This is a genomic window from Parabacteroides sp. APC149_11_2_Y6 (genome assembly GCF_054506995.1).
Genome location: NZ_CP173709.1, coordinates 3093804 through 3108990 on the forward strand (window position 1 = coordinate 3093804; position 15187 = coordinate 3108990).

Annotated in this window: 13 protein-coding genes and 2 tRNA genes; 8 read left to right on the forward strand and 7 right to left on the reverse strand. The window is 42.7% G+C overall.

Annotation, left to right across the window (positions count from 1 at the left end; genetic code table 11):
- Positions 1-28 precede the first annotated feature (28 nt).
- From ACGE0T_RS12840 to ACGE0T_RS12855, 4 genes are all read left to right on the forward strand, one after another.
- Positions 29-100, forward strand: a tRNA-Met gene (locus ACGE0T_RS12840).
- Between the two features lie 235 nt (positions 101-335).
- Positions 336-1235 (forward strand): DnaJ C-terminal domain-containing protein, encoded by a 900-nt coding sequence (locus ACGE0T_RS12845; protein WP_459187029.1) that lies wholly within the window; start codon positions 336-338, stop codon positions 1233-1235.
- A gap of 14 nt (positions 1236-1249) precedes the next feature.
- Complete coding sequence (locus tag ACGE0T_RS12850) at positions 1250-1564, forward strand: chaperone modulator CbpM (protein ID WP_459187030.1); 315 nt, start codon at positions 1250-1252, stop codon at positions 1562-1564.
- Positions 1565-1696: 132 nt separating this feature from the next.
- A tRNA-Met gene (locus ACGE0T_RS12855) sits at positions 1697-1768 on the forward strand.
- A gap of 315 nt (positions 1769-2083) precedes the next feature.
- Here ACGE0T_RS12855 and ACGE0T_RS12860 read toward each other — a convergent pair.
- Positions 2084-3391, reverse strand: a complete 1308-nt coding sequence (locus tag ACGE0T_RS12860; RefSeq protein WP_459187031.1) for a Gfo/Idh/MocA family protein — start codon at positions 3389-3391, stop codon at positions 2084-2086.
- 162 nt (positions 3392-3553) lie between these two features.
- Here ACGE0T_RS12860 and ACGE0T_RS12865 point away from each other — a divergent pair, with 162 nt between their 5' ends.
- A complete protein-coding gene (locus ACGE0T_RS12865) occupies positions 3554-4081 on the forward strand; it encodes a histidine phosphatase family protein (protein ID WP_459187032.1) in 528 nt (175 codons plus the stop codon).
- A 12-nt stretch (positions 4082-4093) separates the two neighbouring features.
- On the opposite strand, the gene xpt is transcribed toward ACGE0T_RS12865, so the two are convergent.
- The 5 genes from xpt to ACGE0T_RS12890 form a co-directional block, all read right to left on the reverse strand.
- On the reverse strand, positions 4094-4660 hold the full coding sequence (gene xpt / locus ACGE0T_RS12870) for a xanthine phosphoribosyltransferase (protein ID WP_459187033.1): 567 nt from the start codon (positions 4658-4660) through the stop codon (positions 4094-4096).
- A gap of 5 nt (positions 4661-4665) precedes the next feature.
- Positions 4666-5991 carry a nucleobase:cation symporter-2 family protein gene (locus ACGE0T_RS12875; RefSeq protein WP_459190466.1) on the reverse strand — a complete coding sequence of 442 codons (1326 nt, stop codon included), beginning with the start codon at positions 5989-5991 and terminating at the stop codon, positions 4666-4668.
- Between the two features lie 104 nt (positions 5992-6095).
- The gene (locus ACGE0T_RS12880; protein WP_459187034.1) at positions 6096-7955 is read right to left on the reverse strand and encodes an endonuclease/exonuclease/phosphatase family protein; all 1860 of its coding nucleotides are present in this window, start codon (positions 7953-7955) and stop codon (positions 6096-6098) included.
- A gap of 101 nt (positions 7956-8056) precedes the next feature.
- Positions 8057-9076 carry a threonine aldolase family protein gene (locus ACGE0T_RS12885; protein ID WP_459187035.1) on the reverse strand — a complete coding sequence of 340 codons (1020 nt, stop codon included), beginning with the start codon at positions 9074-9076 and terminating at the stop codon, positions 8057-8059.
- Between the two features lie 131 nt (positions 9077-9207).
- Positions 9208-9717, reverse strand: coding sequence for an RNA polymerase sigma factor (locus ACGE0T_RS12890; RefSeq protein WP_459187036.1), 510 nt, complete (start codon positions 9715-9717; stop codon positions 9208-9210).
- A 289-nt stretch (positions 9718-10006) separates the two neighbouring features.
- Between ACGE0T_RS12890 and ACGE0T_RS12895 the strand changes: the two genes are divergently transcribed.
- Positions 10007-11359, forward strand: a complete 1353-nt coding sequence (locus ACGE0T_RS12895; protein WP_459190467.1) for an NfeD family protein — start codon at positions 10007-10009, stop codon at positions 11357-11359.
- Positions 11360-11368: 9 nt separating this feature from the next.
- Here ACGE0T_RS12895 and ACGE0T_RS12900 read toward each other — a convergent pair whose 3' ends face one another.
- Entirely contained in the window at positions 11369-12019 is a 651-nt protein-coding gene (locus ACGE0T_RS12900) for an AlbA family DNA-binding domain-containing protein (RefSeq protein ID WP_459187037.1), read from the reverse strand.
- Positions 12020-12089: 70 nt separating this feature from the next.
- On the opposite strand from ACGE0T_RS12900, the gene ACGE0T_RS12905 reads away from it, so the two are divergent.
- Positions 12090-14354 (forward strand): cation:proton antiporter domain-containing protein, encoded by a 2265-nt coding sequence (locus tag ACGE0T_RS12905; protein WP_459187038.1) that lies wholly within the window; start codon positions 12090-12092, stop codon positions 14352-14354.
- A 13-nt stretch (positions 14355-14367) separates the two neighbouring features.
- Positions 14368-15123 carry a 3-deoxy-manno-octulosonate cytidylyltransferase gene (kdsB, locus tag ACGE0T_RS12910; protein ID WP_459187039.1) on the forward strand — a complete coding sequence of 252 codons (756 nt, stop codon included), beginning with the start codon at positions 14368-14370 and terminating at the stop codon, positions 15121-15123.
- Positions 15124-15187 lie beyond the last annotated feature (64 nt).

The window sequence follows — 15187 nt, forward strand, 5'->3', positions numbered from 1 at the left end:
ACGCAATCGGATAACGATTGAAATACATCGCGGAGTGGAGCAGTGGTAGCTCGTTGGGCTCATAACCCAAAGGTCGTAAGTTCGAGTCTTGCCTCCGCAACTACAAAAAGGTTGTTCAAAATTGAACAGCCTTTTTCTTTTTATCCCCTCAAATCCTCTTTTACTTCTGGCATCTCAACACTTCGATAGTATTTATCAATACCCGTTCCCTCATAGATTTATACTAAACATTGTTTAGCTATAATTAAACAATGAACAAACAAGCCCGGCATATTTGTTGTTATTACATATACGTATAAGAATCAACGGATAGTAGACTTAATAACATAGTTAATATGGCTTACATAGATTATTACAAAATTCTCGGATTGGATAAAAGCGCCTCTCAGGAAGAGGTCAAAAAGGCTTATAAAAAGCTGGCACGCAAATACCATCCGGACTTGAATCCCAATGACCCGGAAGCCCATCACAAATTTCAGGAAATAAATGAAGCAAACGAAGTGTTGAGCGACCCGGACAAACGAAAGAAGTATGACCAATATGGTGAACACTGGAAACATGCCGATGAATTTGAAGCCCAACAACAACACCGGCAATATCAGAACAACCAAGGCGGCGGTACTTTCTGGAGTTCATCCGGAGACGGCAGCGAATTCTCCGACTTCTTCGAACAAATGTTCGGAGGCAGCGCAAGAAGCAGCCAGGGCAGCAGAGGCAGTTATAGCTTCCGCGGACAAGATTACACGACAGAATTGCAGGTATCCTTGACCGATGCGGCAAAAACCCACAAACAAATCATTACCGTAAACGGGAAAAACCTGCGTATCACTATTCCTGCCGGTATAGCAGACGGGCAAACTATCAAACTGAAAGGACAAGGCGGCCCCGGCGTCAACGGGGGACCTGCCGGCGATTTATACATCACTTTCAATATTCCGGAAGACAGCCGCTTTAAACGGGCTGGTGATGATTTGTATGTCACCGTTCCCTTAAACCTTTATACTGCCATACTTGGCGGAGAGCAAATCATAGAAACAATGGACGGCAAGGTAAAACTCAATGTAAAACCGGGAACCCAAAACGGAAGCAAAATCCGGCTGAAAGGTAAAGGTTTCCCCGTTTATAAAAAGGAAGGAACTTTCGGCGATTTAATCGTCACCTACTCGATTGAGATACCGGTCAACCTAACGGAAAAACAGAAGGAATTGTTCCGCGAAATACAGAGTCTTAATTAAAAAAACAGGATGTTATGCAAACAGATTTAATTATAGTCAGTGAATACTGCCGGATATGCCATATCGAGCCATCATTCCTTTATACATTGGAAAAAGGAGGACTGATAAAAATTGACATCATAGAAGGTGAAAGCTATCTTCCTGTATCCCAACTGTACGACGTGGAAAGATACACGCGCCTGTATTATGATTTATCCATCAATGTAGAAGGTATCGATGCCATACACCATCTATTGGAACGTATCAAGTCCATGCAGAAAGAAATCGACCTGCTAAAAAATCAACTCAGATTATACGAGAATGATCAAATAGACATAGACGAGTTATAAAAACAAAGAACTGATTATCAACAACTCCACTCAAGCCACTCTAATTATATTCAAGTTATTCCTTGAATTATTTGGATTATTCAATTATTCTCCATACTTTTGCACTCGCAATTGGGAAACAATTGAATACATCGCGGAGTGGAGCAGTGGTAGCTCGTTGGGCTCATAACCCAAAGGTCGTAAGTTCGAGTCTTGCCTCCGCAACAAATTTAAGATTAAGCCTTCAGTTTACCTGAAGGCTTTTCTTTTTTAAGCTAAATCCTCCCTGCATCCATACCGTTCTCCACACGAACAAGTGTAGCCTTTCCCTATTATGGCACTGTCTTATTTTAAAATATATCTTGCCCAAAGAAACATAAGAGATATAGTAATAACTACCCGTGCAGATTGCAAATACTATCTGCGCAATTCTTTTTTACTACCCGGAACATAGTAAAGACTATGTTCCGGGTAGTAAAAAAGAATTGCGCAGGTGGATGAAGAAGGGCTGCGCCTAAGAAACTATAGATTTCAAATTCACTATTTCGGGAATTTCCAGGGAGTTCGATAACTCGGTTTAATCAGCTTGTTCGCTTCTTTATTATTGAATGATTTATTTATGTCATCATAAGTAAGGACATCCTTTACCCGTGCAGAGATATTTCCCAAATGGGCATACTTGGCACACAGACTACCATTATCAATCGTACATGCCGTATCGAAATTCCGCGACTTCACACAATTGATAAAGTTGGTTACATGGTCTTTGTGGTCACGGTAATCAGGTAAAGAGGCCACAGCCTCAGCCCTGTCTTTCTCGGGTATCACCTCCCAGCTTTCACGATTGGCTACCAGCGTGCCATTCGTTCCTTTGAATGCCAATCCATAATTACGACCGTAAGGCCCCGTTTCCGTACCGGCTATGTTCGACCATTGGATAATAAAATCATCAAACTCGTAAACAACCGTTAAGGTATCGAATGTTTCGGGACTGTTTTTCGGAAAAGCCCACTTACCACCGGAACCCAAAATACGTTTAGGCATCCCCTTTACATTCATACCCCACAAAGCCATATCCAGCAGATGAACACCCCAATCTGTCAACAAGCCTCCTCCATAATCCCAGAACATACGCCAGGAGCCATGAAAACGGGCCTCATTAAAAGAACGCTTCGGAGCCGGTCCCAGCCACATATCAAAATCGACTCCTGCCGGAACAGGACTATCCGGTACCGGCAGAGAAAGCGCACCGTAATTAAAATTAGCCCAGACTTCCACCCTTGAAATCTTGCCCAGCTTGCCCGTATCTATATATTGTTTCATTTCGTGCCAATGGTTTCCACTGCGTTGCTGTTGTCCTACCTGAATCACTTTATTGTATTTTTTAGCGGCGGCAACCATTGCGTCACACTCTGCAATCGAATTTGCCAATGGCTTCTCCACATAAACATCTTTTCCGGCAGCACAAGCATCTACCAGTTGCAGGCAATGCCAATGGTCGGGCGTTCCGATTATCACAGCATCGAGGTCTTTCATATCCAACATTTTCCTGTAATCACCAAATAATTCCGGCTTATTACCACGGAGCTTGGCAACTTCTCCGGCTTTATTCTCCAATATATTTTTATCTATATCGCATAAAGCCACACAATCCACATCTTTATGAATTAAAAAATCGGAGAGATTCGCCCACCCCATATTCCGGCAACCTATCAATCCTACTCTCAGCCGGTCGTTAGCTCCAAGTACCTGAGCATACATTTTACTTTCGCTTAATAAGGAAGGCATCACCAAACCTGCCGTAGCTATTGCAGCAGATTTTCTAAAAAAACCACGTCGTGTCGTCATATCACAATGTATTAGATTTAACTCGTTCAAAATTAACTTTTTCAAATAGAACCCAATGCTAAAAAATCTTATAATATGCTGGTGCAAACAGATTTTAACCGATTATTACCAGCAACCTCCGGTATTCATTTTTTGCTTACATTTGTCTCATAAATAAATCGTATGCAACAGATTGAACTTATATTAAGCCGCCACGGAGAAACAGAGGAAAACAGGCAGCACATCTTACAGGGACAAATGCCCGGTCACCTGTCCGAAACAGGAAAAAAGCAAGCCGGACAATTGGCTGATCTGTTAGAAAACGAACCGATAGATATAATTGTTTGCAGTGATCTGGCTAGAAGTTATGATACAGCTATGGCCATAGCACGACGGAAAGGAATAGAGCCGATAGCCACTCCCCTGCTTCGTGAAATGGATTGGGGTATCTATACGGGTAAAATAGCCCATGAACTGGATTTCAACAGTTTACCCGAAAGTGTAGAAAGCACTGAAGCACAATATAAAAGAGCCGGAGCTTTTATTGACTTCCTGAAAAAAGAATTTCCCGGAAAGCATATCCTGGCAATCGGCCACGGAGGTTTTAACCGTGCTATTATCACCCGTCTGGAAAATAGGCTTCCCGAGAATATTTTAAAATTGCCGATTATGAAAAATACGGCTTGTATACGTTATACTATCCCTTCTTAGGCAAGGCTTTAATCAGCGTATCTGTATCGTACAATTATCAAGGCTGTCGATAATAGCCAGGCTTTCCACACGTGCATTTGCTTCATTTAAAAGCGTACGTCCGTTCTGGAAAGCTTTTTCAATGATAAATCCCATACCTTCCAGCGTAGCTCCAGCTTGCTTTACCAAGTCGAGTACTCCCATTGCGGCATTTCCAAAAGCAAGGAAATCATCGATAAAAAGGATACGGTCGTCCGGAGTAAGGAAATTATTGCTGATACAAACCGTATAGTCACGGTCCTTAGTAAAAGAGTGAACTACGGTAGACAGCATATTTTCCATGGTCTTCGGTTGCTTCTTTTTGATAAAAACAACCGGCAGATGCATAATATATCCAACCATAATAGCAGGAGCAATCCCACTTGCCTCGATAGTCACAATCTTATTGATATTTGCGTCCCTGAACCGGTAGATAAATTCTTCCGCAACCTTATATAATAGCATCGGGTCCATTTGGTGATTGATAAAGCTGTCCACTTTCAAGATACCACCCGGATAGCATTTGCCGTCCTGTAAAATACGCTGTTTTAGTAATTCCATATGATTTATTCTGTTATGTCTTCTTTGACGTGTATTAATAAATTAGAAAGAATCGCAACCAGTCCGCCGGTTGTTATGCCCGAAGAAAAAATACCTTTGACAGCATCCGGTGCCGCGTTCAGTATATCCGGCATCAACTCTACGCCAAGTCCCAAAGAAAGGCTTGCTGCCAACACCAGAGTCGCTTTACGATTGATATGCTGTGAAGCGATAATACGAATACCTGCCGCAGCCACTGTTCCAAACATCAGCAATGTAGCCCCACCCAATACCGGGTCCGGCATCAGGGAAAATACAACCCCTACAATAGGAAACAACCCCAATAAAACCAGCATACCCGCTATATAGTAGCCCACATACCGGCTTGCCACTCCGGTCAATTGGATTATCCCGTTATTTTGTGCGAAGATAGAATTCGGGAAAGAATTGAATATACCGGCAATCATCGAATTCGTACCGTCAGCCAACACCCCTCCCGATACGCGCTTCAGATAACTGTTTCCTTCTATCGACTTACCTGAAATCATCGAATTCGCAGTTACATCTCCTGTTGCTTCAATAGCTGTAATCAGATAGACCAATCCCACAGCAATAAAAGAAGATATATTCCAGTCGAAACCATATTTGAACGGTACCGGGATATTGAAACCCATCAAACTCTGGGAAGATGCAGCCGACATATCGACCATTCCTAAGCTATAGGCAAGAATATATCCGATACAAAGCCCGAGAACAATAGAGCTCATTCGCAAATATTTATTCTTACAACGGTTAAAAAACAGTACGCTTAAAAGTACGGCACCAGCCACACTCAAATTTTCGAAACTGCCAAAAGAACCTTTGTCCATCGCCCCATAACCACCGCCACAGGATACGACCCCTACTTTTATCAGGCTCAATCCGATGAGCAATACCACTATACCGGAAACCAGAGGTGTGATAACGGAACGCAAGTATTTAAAAGTACGGCTAATTATCATCTCTACCGGAGCAGCCGTAATACATGCCCCGAATATCAAAGGCAATCCTCCGATTTGTCCGATTGCAATAATGGGGCCGATAAAAGAAAAACTGGTTCCCTGTATACAAAGTAATTTAGCTCCTATCGGTCCAACACTTCTACATTGGATAAATGTAGAAACACCGGAAACAAAAAGTGCCATCGATACAAGAAAGCCGGTTGTTTCCAAATCCAGTTTCAGCGCACCGGCTATAATCAGAGGCGGCGTGATGATTGCCACAAAAATAGCCAGAAGATGTTGTAAAGCCGCAAACAAAGCGTCTTTGAATGGAGGACGGTCGTCTATTCCATAAATCAAATCTGTTTTTATTGACACTTCTGCTACGTTTTCTTCTTCTGAACCTTGTATCATACCTGTTTTCTATTATTTGTTTATCAATTTAAGATATTGCCGTTTTTGTTTATTATTCAAAATTATAAATTCAGTTCCTGCACTGTTTCGCCTTTTGTATTGAGCACACGCAATTTCAATTCCTTGCCCTTTTTCTGTAATACCATTACTGTTGCGCCATCCATACGGTATCCACCTCCGACTATTACCGGATAATTATTTCCTGCCGAACCTTTCGGTAAATAGGCATAACTGTGAGTATGAGCGCTCAGACACACATTGAACGGGGCCTTTGATAACAAGCCACCCCATAAATCCAGGCAAGGATTATATTCATCCGTATTTCCATAAACCGGTACATGATGAATCAAAACACGTTTATTCGCTTTCTTAAATGCTTTGGAAGCCAATTCTTCCTTCAGGAAACCTACTTGCGCCTGACGTAAATCAGTAAAATCATTCAAACCATAATATACCCAATGGCTATCCGGTTTGTCCTCTCCGCAATCCAACATGACAATACGGGTATCTCCCCAATTAAATGCTCCATAGGTCTTACCTCCCACATAATCAAATAAATCACGCAGCCCGATAGAATAAGCATTGCGGATTTCATGGTTTCCACGCAAATAAAATACCGGGACATCCGCCGCATCCACTGTTTCATTCAATTCACTGAGGAAACGGGTTGCCTGTTCGTGGTCTGCCGGGTCGTCGATACAATCGCCATTAAAAACGACAAAGTCATATTTCAAATCTTTTACTTGCTTATATAGTGCCCGTAAAGTTTCGGAATGCTTGTGTAAATCATTAAAAATGATCGCTGTAAAATCCGTATCTGAAGCGTCGGGAAGTGTGAATGTATGAAATTCGGAAACTGCCGTTTCACCAAATATTTTCTTATAAGCCTGATAAAGCATAATTTCTTCGGAGCAGACACGGTAATAATAGGTTTTACCCGGTTCCAGGTTCTCTATGCGGACTTTATGCTGCAGATTATTACAAATAGCCTGTCCGTTTACCAGCGTCCGGGCTTTTGTCAGATGTTCTTTATCTGTTCCGTATTCCACCCAACTATAGGCCGGTACGGTAGTTTGCCACATAACTGTAATTCCATTTCCTACCGGATTTTGCAAATAAGGCTCTGTATGGAATATTTTAGAAGCAGGCTGCTTGAAAATAATATCGGTTACTATCGGACGATGGTCTGAAGCAGCCGGTTCGTCCAGTACTTTGGAAGAGATACGCGTAAAGGCTGTAGAGTCTTTTGCATAAGCTGCTATATAATCGATCGTTTCATTCGGTTTATCTGCCGGAAAAGTAAACTGTTTGGTATCTGTCAGAATTATAAACTTATCCTGCAAAGCACGAATAAACTCCGAATCCGGATGTGCATTCATATCTCCTGCTATAAACAACGGCTTATTCGCTGCTGCGGCCTCTTTGAAAAGGATGGGAAGAGACAACATACGGTCTTCTTCCGTCAGCGACAAATGGGTACAACAATAGATATACTTTTCAAATTCCACAATCAGTAAAGTGCGGGCTTCCTCCCTGCCGGGCAAAGCAACAGTATGAAAATTTACCGGTTTTTCTTTGCTCAGCATGCCGATGCCATACTTCCCGCCATCATAATGGATTGCCGGAGCATAAACCCGATGCATCAGGGTACGTTCGGCCAGTTCACGCAAAACATCGATTCCACCGCTGCGTCCCGTCACACTGTCTATTTCCTGCAAGGCAACCACATCCGGACAAGCTTTATTAATCGCATCCGCTGTCCGTTCAAAATCAGACAGATCATCCATTCCCCTACCATTACGAATATTGTAACTCATGATACGCAGGGTATTTTTCTCCCTGGCACTCTTGTTCTTGGAATAAATATTCCCTCCCGGCAATAATAATGTAAAAATCATTGCCAGTAAAAACACCTGTTTCATATAGCTATTCTCTATCTGATTAATAGAGGGCAAAAATAGTAAAAAAGAAGGAAATGATTAATTTTGCGCGAACTTTTCAGAACAAAAGCTTATGCATACAATCAGAATATCTCTTTAAGAGTTTGTTCTATCGCAGCGATATCTTCATCCGACGTATCCCAAGAAGTCACCAGACGCGCTTCATCCGCCCCTTCGTTCCACATATAGAAGAAATACTTTTCCTGCAATTTCTTTCTCGGCCCGGCAGGAATCGTAAAGAAGATCTGGTTGGATTCTATCTTTTGTGTGAATTTGATTTGCGGATATTGTTTCAACACATCCACCAACTTAAGAGCCATATGATTTGCTTTCCGGGCATTTTCCTGCCAAAGATTGTTTTCAAGATAAGGAATAAACTGGCAGGAAAGATAACGGAGCTTTGATGCCAACTGGGCTGACTGTTTCCTGTAATATTGAAGGTTTTCAGTAATTTCAGAATGGAAAGAAACAACAACTTCTCCCATCATCATCCCGTTCTTGGTACCGCCGAAGCTCAGGATATCCACTCCGGCATCCACAGTTACTTCTTTCATGGAACAATTCAGGTACACACAGGCATTGGCCAGGCGGGCGCCATCCATATGCAGATACATATTATAAGAATGAAGTAAATCAGCTATTGCTTTCACCTCTTCTATCGTATACACTGTACCTAATTCGGAAACCTGGGAAATATAAACAACTTTCGGCTGCGAATGATGGCAAAAACCGAAATTGTGAAGATGCGGGCGAATCAGCTCAGGCGTAAGTTTTCCATCCCGGGTAGCAATCGGAACCACCGCACACCCTGTCATTCTTGCCGGGGCTCCGCATTCATCCACGTTTATATGAGCTGTTTCAGCACATAATATACTATTGAACGGGCGGGTAACAGCCTGCAATGCCACTGAATTTGCACCGGTTCCGTTAAAAACAAAAAAAGGCGATGCTTCATCACCAAACACTTCTTTTATCTTAGCTGTAGCAGCCTCCGTCCAGGGGTCGTCCCCATAGCCTACCGCATGGTTATCATTGGCCTTTATCACAGCTTCTAAAACCAGAGGATGCACCCCTGAATTGTTGTCACTTGCAAAACTTCTCATTGTTTTTCCGAATTTTGCGCCAAAAGTAACGATTTATTCTTTAAGTATCTTGTATTTATGAAACTAAAAAAAGCGGAAATATCCTTCCGGACATTCCCGCTTTTTCGTATTATATAATTTTTAATAAAGGTTTATCCCTGATGAAAATCTTTCAAAACTTTTTGTAACTCTTGACGGGCAAAGAATATACGGCTCTTTACCGTACCCAGAGGCACACATAGTTTATCAGCTATTTCATTATACTTATAACCACTCAGAAACATTGAAAACGGAACCTTAAGTTCATCATTCAGACTGTTAATCGCTTTCGTTATTTCCTTGATTTGATAAGCTCCGTCAGGAGAATCAAAACCCGAATCATTTACTATATCCAAATTGTATAAATCAACACCTTGATCGACTACAGTTTGTGTGCGCACAATTTTATGATAATTGTTTATAAAGATATTGCGCATTACGGTCAAGACCCAGCCCTTAAAATTAATGTTATCAACAAACTTTTCTTGATTATCTAAAACTTTGAGAGTTGTATCTTGCATCAAATCCTGCGCATCATCCCGATTCGCTGTGAGCATTAAAGCAAAATTCATCATATTTTCTTGCATGCTCAATAATTTTTTCTGAAATTGCAAAGCATTCATACTAAGTTGTTTTTTATGAAGGTTAATACCGGTTAATATCTTTCATTTTTCGCTTGAAGGACATTACAAATGTAGCAAGATTATTTTAATTTCTACCTTGTTTGAGGATTATTAATATTAAAAATCGTAACTTAATATATTTATAACAAATCAAACTGAAAATGAGCGACATTTACAAGTTTTCGAACGGTCATAATTACAGAATTTACAACAACAAGTTATAATTTGAAATCAAGTACATTTATTATAAAGAAAAAGTAACATGACAAAACAACACGCATTCCTCCTTATGATCATGATGCTACTGCTAACCTCTTTTATGTCAGTAGCAAAAGACCAGCCTTTAGTTTACAAGATAAATATACAAAAAGAGATAGATAACACAACACGAATCTATCTGCGTAACGGATTATCGGAAGCCGATTCGCTGAAAGCCGATGCCATATTAATCCATCTGAACACATATGGCGGGCAGGTAGATGCTGCCGACTCCATGCGTACTGCAATTTTATATAATCCTATCCCTGTTTATATATTCATTGACAATAATGCCGCTTCGGCGGGAGCACTTATCTCTATCGCCGGCAAAAAGATATATATGAGAAAAGGAGCGAATATAGGGGCTGCAACAGTCGTAAACCAAACAGGCAGTGCCATGCCCGACAAATATCAGTCCTATATGCGGTCGATGATGCGTTCTACAGCCGAAGCTCATGGAAAAGACACGATTATACAAGGAAGGGATACAATCTACAAGTGGATACGCGATCCGAAAATTGCCGAAGCGATGGTCGACGAACGTATTGTAATACCGAATCTGGTCGATACGGGAAAAGTACTGACCCTCACAGCCGAAGAAGCCCTGAAATGGGGATATTGCGACGGCATAGCCGAAACGCCGGACGAAGTTATCACCCAATATATCGGATACAAAGATTACCAAATGAAAACCTACCAGCCTAGCTGGTACGATGACATGAAAGGCTTTTTAATGAGCCCTGTCCTCCAGTCCCTGCTTATTATCATTATTATAGGAGGCATTTATTTTGAGATGCAGACTCCGGGATTAGGCTTCCCATCGGCTGCCGCTTTAGTTGCCGCCATCCTTTATTTCGCTCCTTTATATCTCGACGGACTTGCGGCGAACTGGGAAATTTTAATTTTCATCATTGGCGTCCTGTTGATTGCGGCAGAAATATTCATCATACCCGGCTTCGGAGTAGCGGGCATAAGCGGCATAGTCCTGGTGGTAGGCGGATTGACCATGAGTTTGCTGGATAACAAGGATTTTGATTTCGAACAGGTCAGCGGGAAAGATTTAGGCGAAGCGGTCTTTATTGTATTAATCGGCCTGGTTCTCGGTTTTGTTCTGGTCATATGGCTTTCCAATAAGATAGGACACCGGGGTATCTTCCGGAAAGTCGCATTGAACAAGGACCTCGAAGATGCGATTTCAAGTCCCGACCTGTCTTCATTAATAGGAAAAGAAGGCATAGCGGCAACCGTATTGCGCCTTTCCGGCAAAGTGATTATAGACGGAGAATTTTACGATGCCGTATCCGAGTCCGGATTTATCGAGAAAGGGGAAAAAATCAAAGTCATCCGTTTTGAAAACGCACAAGTATATGTCGAGGGGGAATAAAGCCCCCTCTCAGGTTTGGGATGTTTCCGGAACCCGCTTATACATGATGCGCTTGTCTACAACCACATATTGCAAGGCACTGATTGCAAGCAGGTCGCTCAATATACTACGCGCCACATAATGATTGATTCTGCCGACACGGCAAAACTGGCTGATATTGATAAACGGATGATTTTCCAGATAAGCGAACAGGCTTTCCACCGGCTTGCTTATTTTCAGGAGCGTCCCGGTTTGTTTATGTTTCTTCTGCCAGGCAAGTACCAATACATCATTCGCTAATATATTTTCGTCCGCTACACGGATATACGCCTTATATTTATCGTCTTTATCAGGAGCGGAATGCGGTTTATCCGGACTGGGGGCTATATAAACCTCCAGGACCGTTTTGCCGTTTATATCCCAACGGGTTGCTTCGAACGGGACTTCCGGACGGGTATACATTTTCGAAGCTGCCTCTATCATATAATATTCTTCTTCACTGCGGATACCGGATATATTTCCATTATCTTTCACACCTATCAGCAAACGGCCGCCGTCCGTATTGGCAAATGCACTTAAAGTACGGGCTATCTTCTTACTGTCGCTCACTTCAAACTTAAAATCCAGTTGTTGGTGTTCTCCCTGCTCTATCAACGCTTCTATCGGATGTTTCTTCTTCATTTTGGCAGATTGTTTGTCGGACAAAATTAAAATAAATACATAACTTTGCCAACAGAAAAACAACGAAAGCATGTCTCAGATACCTACACTCATCTCGGATCTGGCAGTGATTCTGATTTCTGCCGGACTGGTCACTTTGCTTTTCAAGAAACTGAAGCAACCGGTTGTCCTCGGGTATATTGTAGCCGGTATCCTTGCCGGCCCCTCCATCGAACAAATACCGACAGTAACAGACGTCGAAAGTATCCGGATCTGGGCGGATATAGGTGTTATATTCCTCCTGTTTGCCTTAGGACTCGACTTCAGTTTCAAGAAACTAATGAAAGTGGGCGGTACAGCCGTTATCGGAGCCATCACGGTTGTAATCGGGATGATGACGTTCGGGTACAGTATCGGGCTTTTGCTGGGTTGGGGACATATGAACAGCATCTTTCTCGGAGGAATGCTCTCCATGTCTTCCACTACCATCATATTTAAGGCATTCGACGACTTGGGCTTACGAAACCAACGCTTTGCCGGGGTTGTATTCGGCATATTGGTTGTCGAAGACCTTTTCGCCGTTTTACTGATGGTATTGCTTTCCACTCTGGCTGTCAGTAAACATGTAGAAGGCATGGAGTTGCTGAACAGTGTGGTCAAACTCGGAGTATTCCTGCTTTTCTGTTTTGTGATAGGCATTTACCTCATCCCCTCTTTCCTTAAGAAAGCAAAGAAATTGCTGAATGACGAGACATTGCTGATTGTCAGCCTCGGCCTATGCCTGGGGATGGTTATGATTGCGACAAAAGCCGGTTTCTCATCGGCATTGGGAGCTTTCGTCATGGGGTCTATCCTTGCAGAAACAATTGAGGCGGAGCATATAGACCACCTGATTAAACCGGTGAAAGACTTGTTCGGAGCTATTTTCTTCGTCTCCGTCGGCATGCTAATAGACCCGGCATTACTCTGGCAATACAAGATTCCGATTTTAATCCTGACCGTTGTCGTAATGGCAGGGCAAATCATATTTGCAAGTTTCGGGGTGCTCCTATCCGGACAATCCCTTAAAGTCTCCATACAGTCCGGTTTCTCACTGGCTCAAATCGGAGAATTTGCCTTTATCATCGCATCATTAGGACTGACGCTTGGCGTAACCAGCAACTTCCTGTATCCGATTGTTGTCGCCGTATCTGTCATCACCACATTCTTTACTCCTTACATGATACGGGTAGCAGAACCCGCATTCCGGGTTGCCGACCGCATTATTCCGGTATCGTGGAGGAAGTTTATCGAACGGTACTCATCCGGTTCCAATACCATCCGGCAAAAAAGTGCCTGGAACAAGCTGCTGAAAGCCCTTCTCCGCATTGTCGGCACCTATACTGCCGTTACCCTGGTGCTGATATTTATCTGGCTTCAATTCATCTCGCCTGTTATCACAAAGGAAATACATGGCATCCAAGGGAATATTCTATCGCTTCTCATCATATTGCTACTTATTGCACCGATGCTGCGTGCCATTATGATGAAGAAGAACCATTCCGCAGAATTCCAGCAATTATGGCAGGATAACAAATACAACCGGGGTCCTTTGGTTTCTTTGATTATATTACGTATCATACTATGTATCGGGCTTGTGATGTTGCCCGTTGCCAAATTGCTGAATATTGCGGCCGGTATTATGCTGGCTATCGCAGGCTCGGTAATAGCCATTGTCATATTTTCCAAGCGGCTTAAGAAACAGTCCATCCTTATGGAGCGCCATTTCTTCACCAACCTGACGGCACGCGAACTGGAAAAAGAAAAGAATGCCCCCATTAACCAACGTTTTGCCAACCATATGCTGGAACGCGACCTTCACCTTGCCGACTTTGAAGTAAAACAAAATTCACCCAGTATGGGCAAAACATTAAAGGAACTCAATTTCCGGCAGAAATGCAATGTGAATGTAGTCACTATCATCCGGGGAAACCGGCGTATCAATATCCCCGGAGGTTCGGAACGGTTATATCCCTTCGATAAACTGGTTGTAGTAGGTGCTGACAGCGACCTGGAACATTTCCGCAAATATCTTGAAGAACGGTATAGAAGCCAGCAGCTTTCCATTCAGGAATCCAAAGAGGTAAACATCGAGCAGTTCTTTATAGCAGAAGGTTCACATCTGATTGGACGGACCATTCTGGAATCCGGAATCAGAGATAAGGCAGCCTGCCTCGTTATCGGTATAGAAAGAGGCGCTACCTCCATCAAAAATCCCGAGCCGACCACCGTATTCATGGAAGGCGATATCGTCTGGATTGTAGGCGAACATGAAAAAGTACTCCGGCTGAGCGAAGGCAAACCTGTAACTAATTAAATACATATAAAAGATGAAATTCATAGGAATAATACCGGCACGTTATGCGTCCACCCGTTTTCCGGGCAAACCTCTTGCCGATATGGCGGGCAAACCGATGATACAGCGCGTTTACGAGCAAGTAAGCGACGTACTGGATGCCGTATGCGTTGCGACCGATGACGGCCGCATAGAGGCTGCAGTGAAGGCTTTCGGGGGGAATGTCGTAATGACATCCGACCAACACCGCAGTGGGACAGACCGTTGCTACGAAGCATACACCAAAGTAGGAAACGGATATGATGTGGTAGTAAACATACAGGGAGACGAACCGTTTATACAACCTAAGCAAATCGAAACAATAAAAGCTTGCTTTACCGATGGCAGCGTAAAAATTGTCACATTGGTAAAACCATTCAGCCCGGACGGGGATTTTGAAACTACCTTGTTTAACCCAAACTCTCCGAAAGTCGTATTGAATAAAAACAATGAAGCCATGTACTTCAGCCGTTCTGTCATTCCATACATGAGAGGGAAAAATTATACCGAATGGCTGCCGAACCATACCTATTATAAACACATCGGCTTATATGCCTATCACGCCGATACGCTAAAAGAGATAACCCAACTGCCCCAGTCCCCACTGGAATTGGCCGAAAGCCTTGAACAGCTTCGCTGGCTTGAAAACGGATACAGAATCAAAGTGGGCATTACCGACCTCGAAACAATCGGCATCGATACTCCGGAAGATATGGAAAAGGCTCTTGCTTTCCTCCGGTTAAATAAGTAATATTTTTTATTCCATAAAAAAAGAGAAATTACCCGAACGAGTAATTTCTCTTTTTTTGTTTATG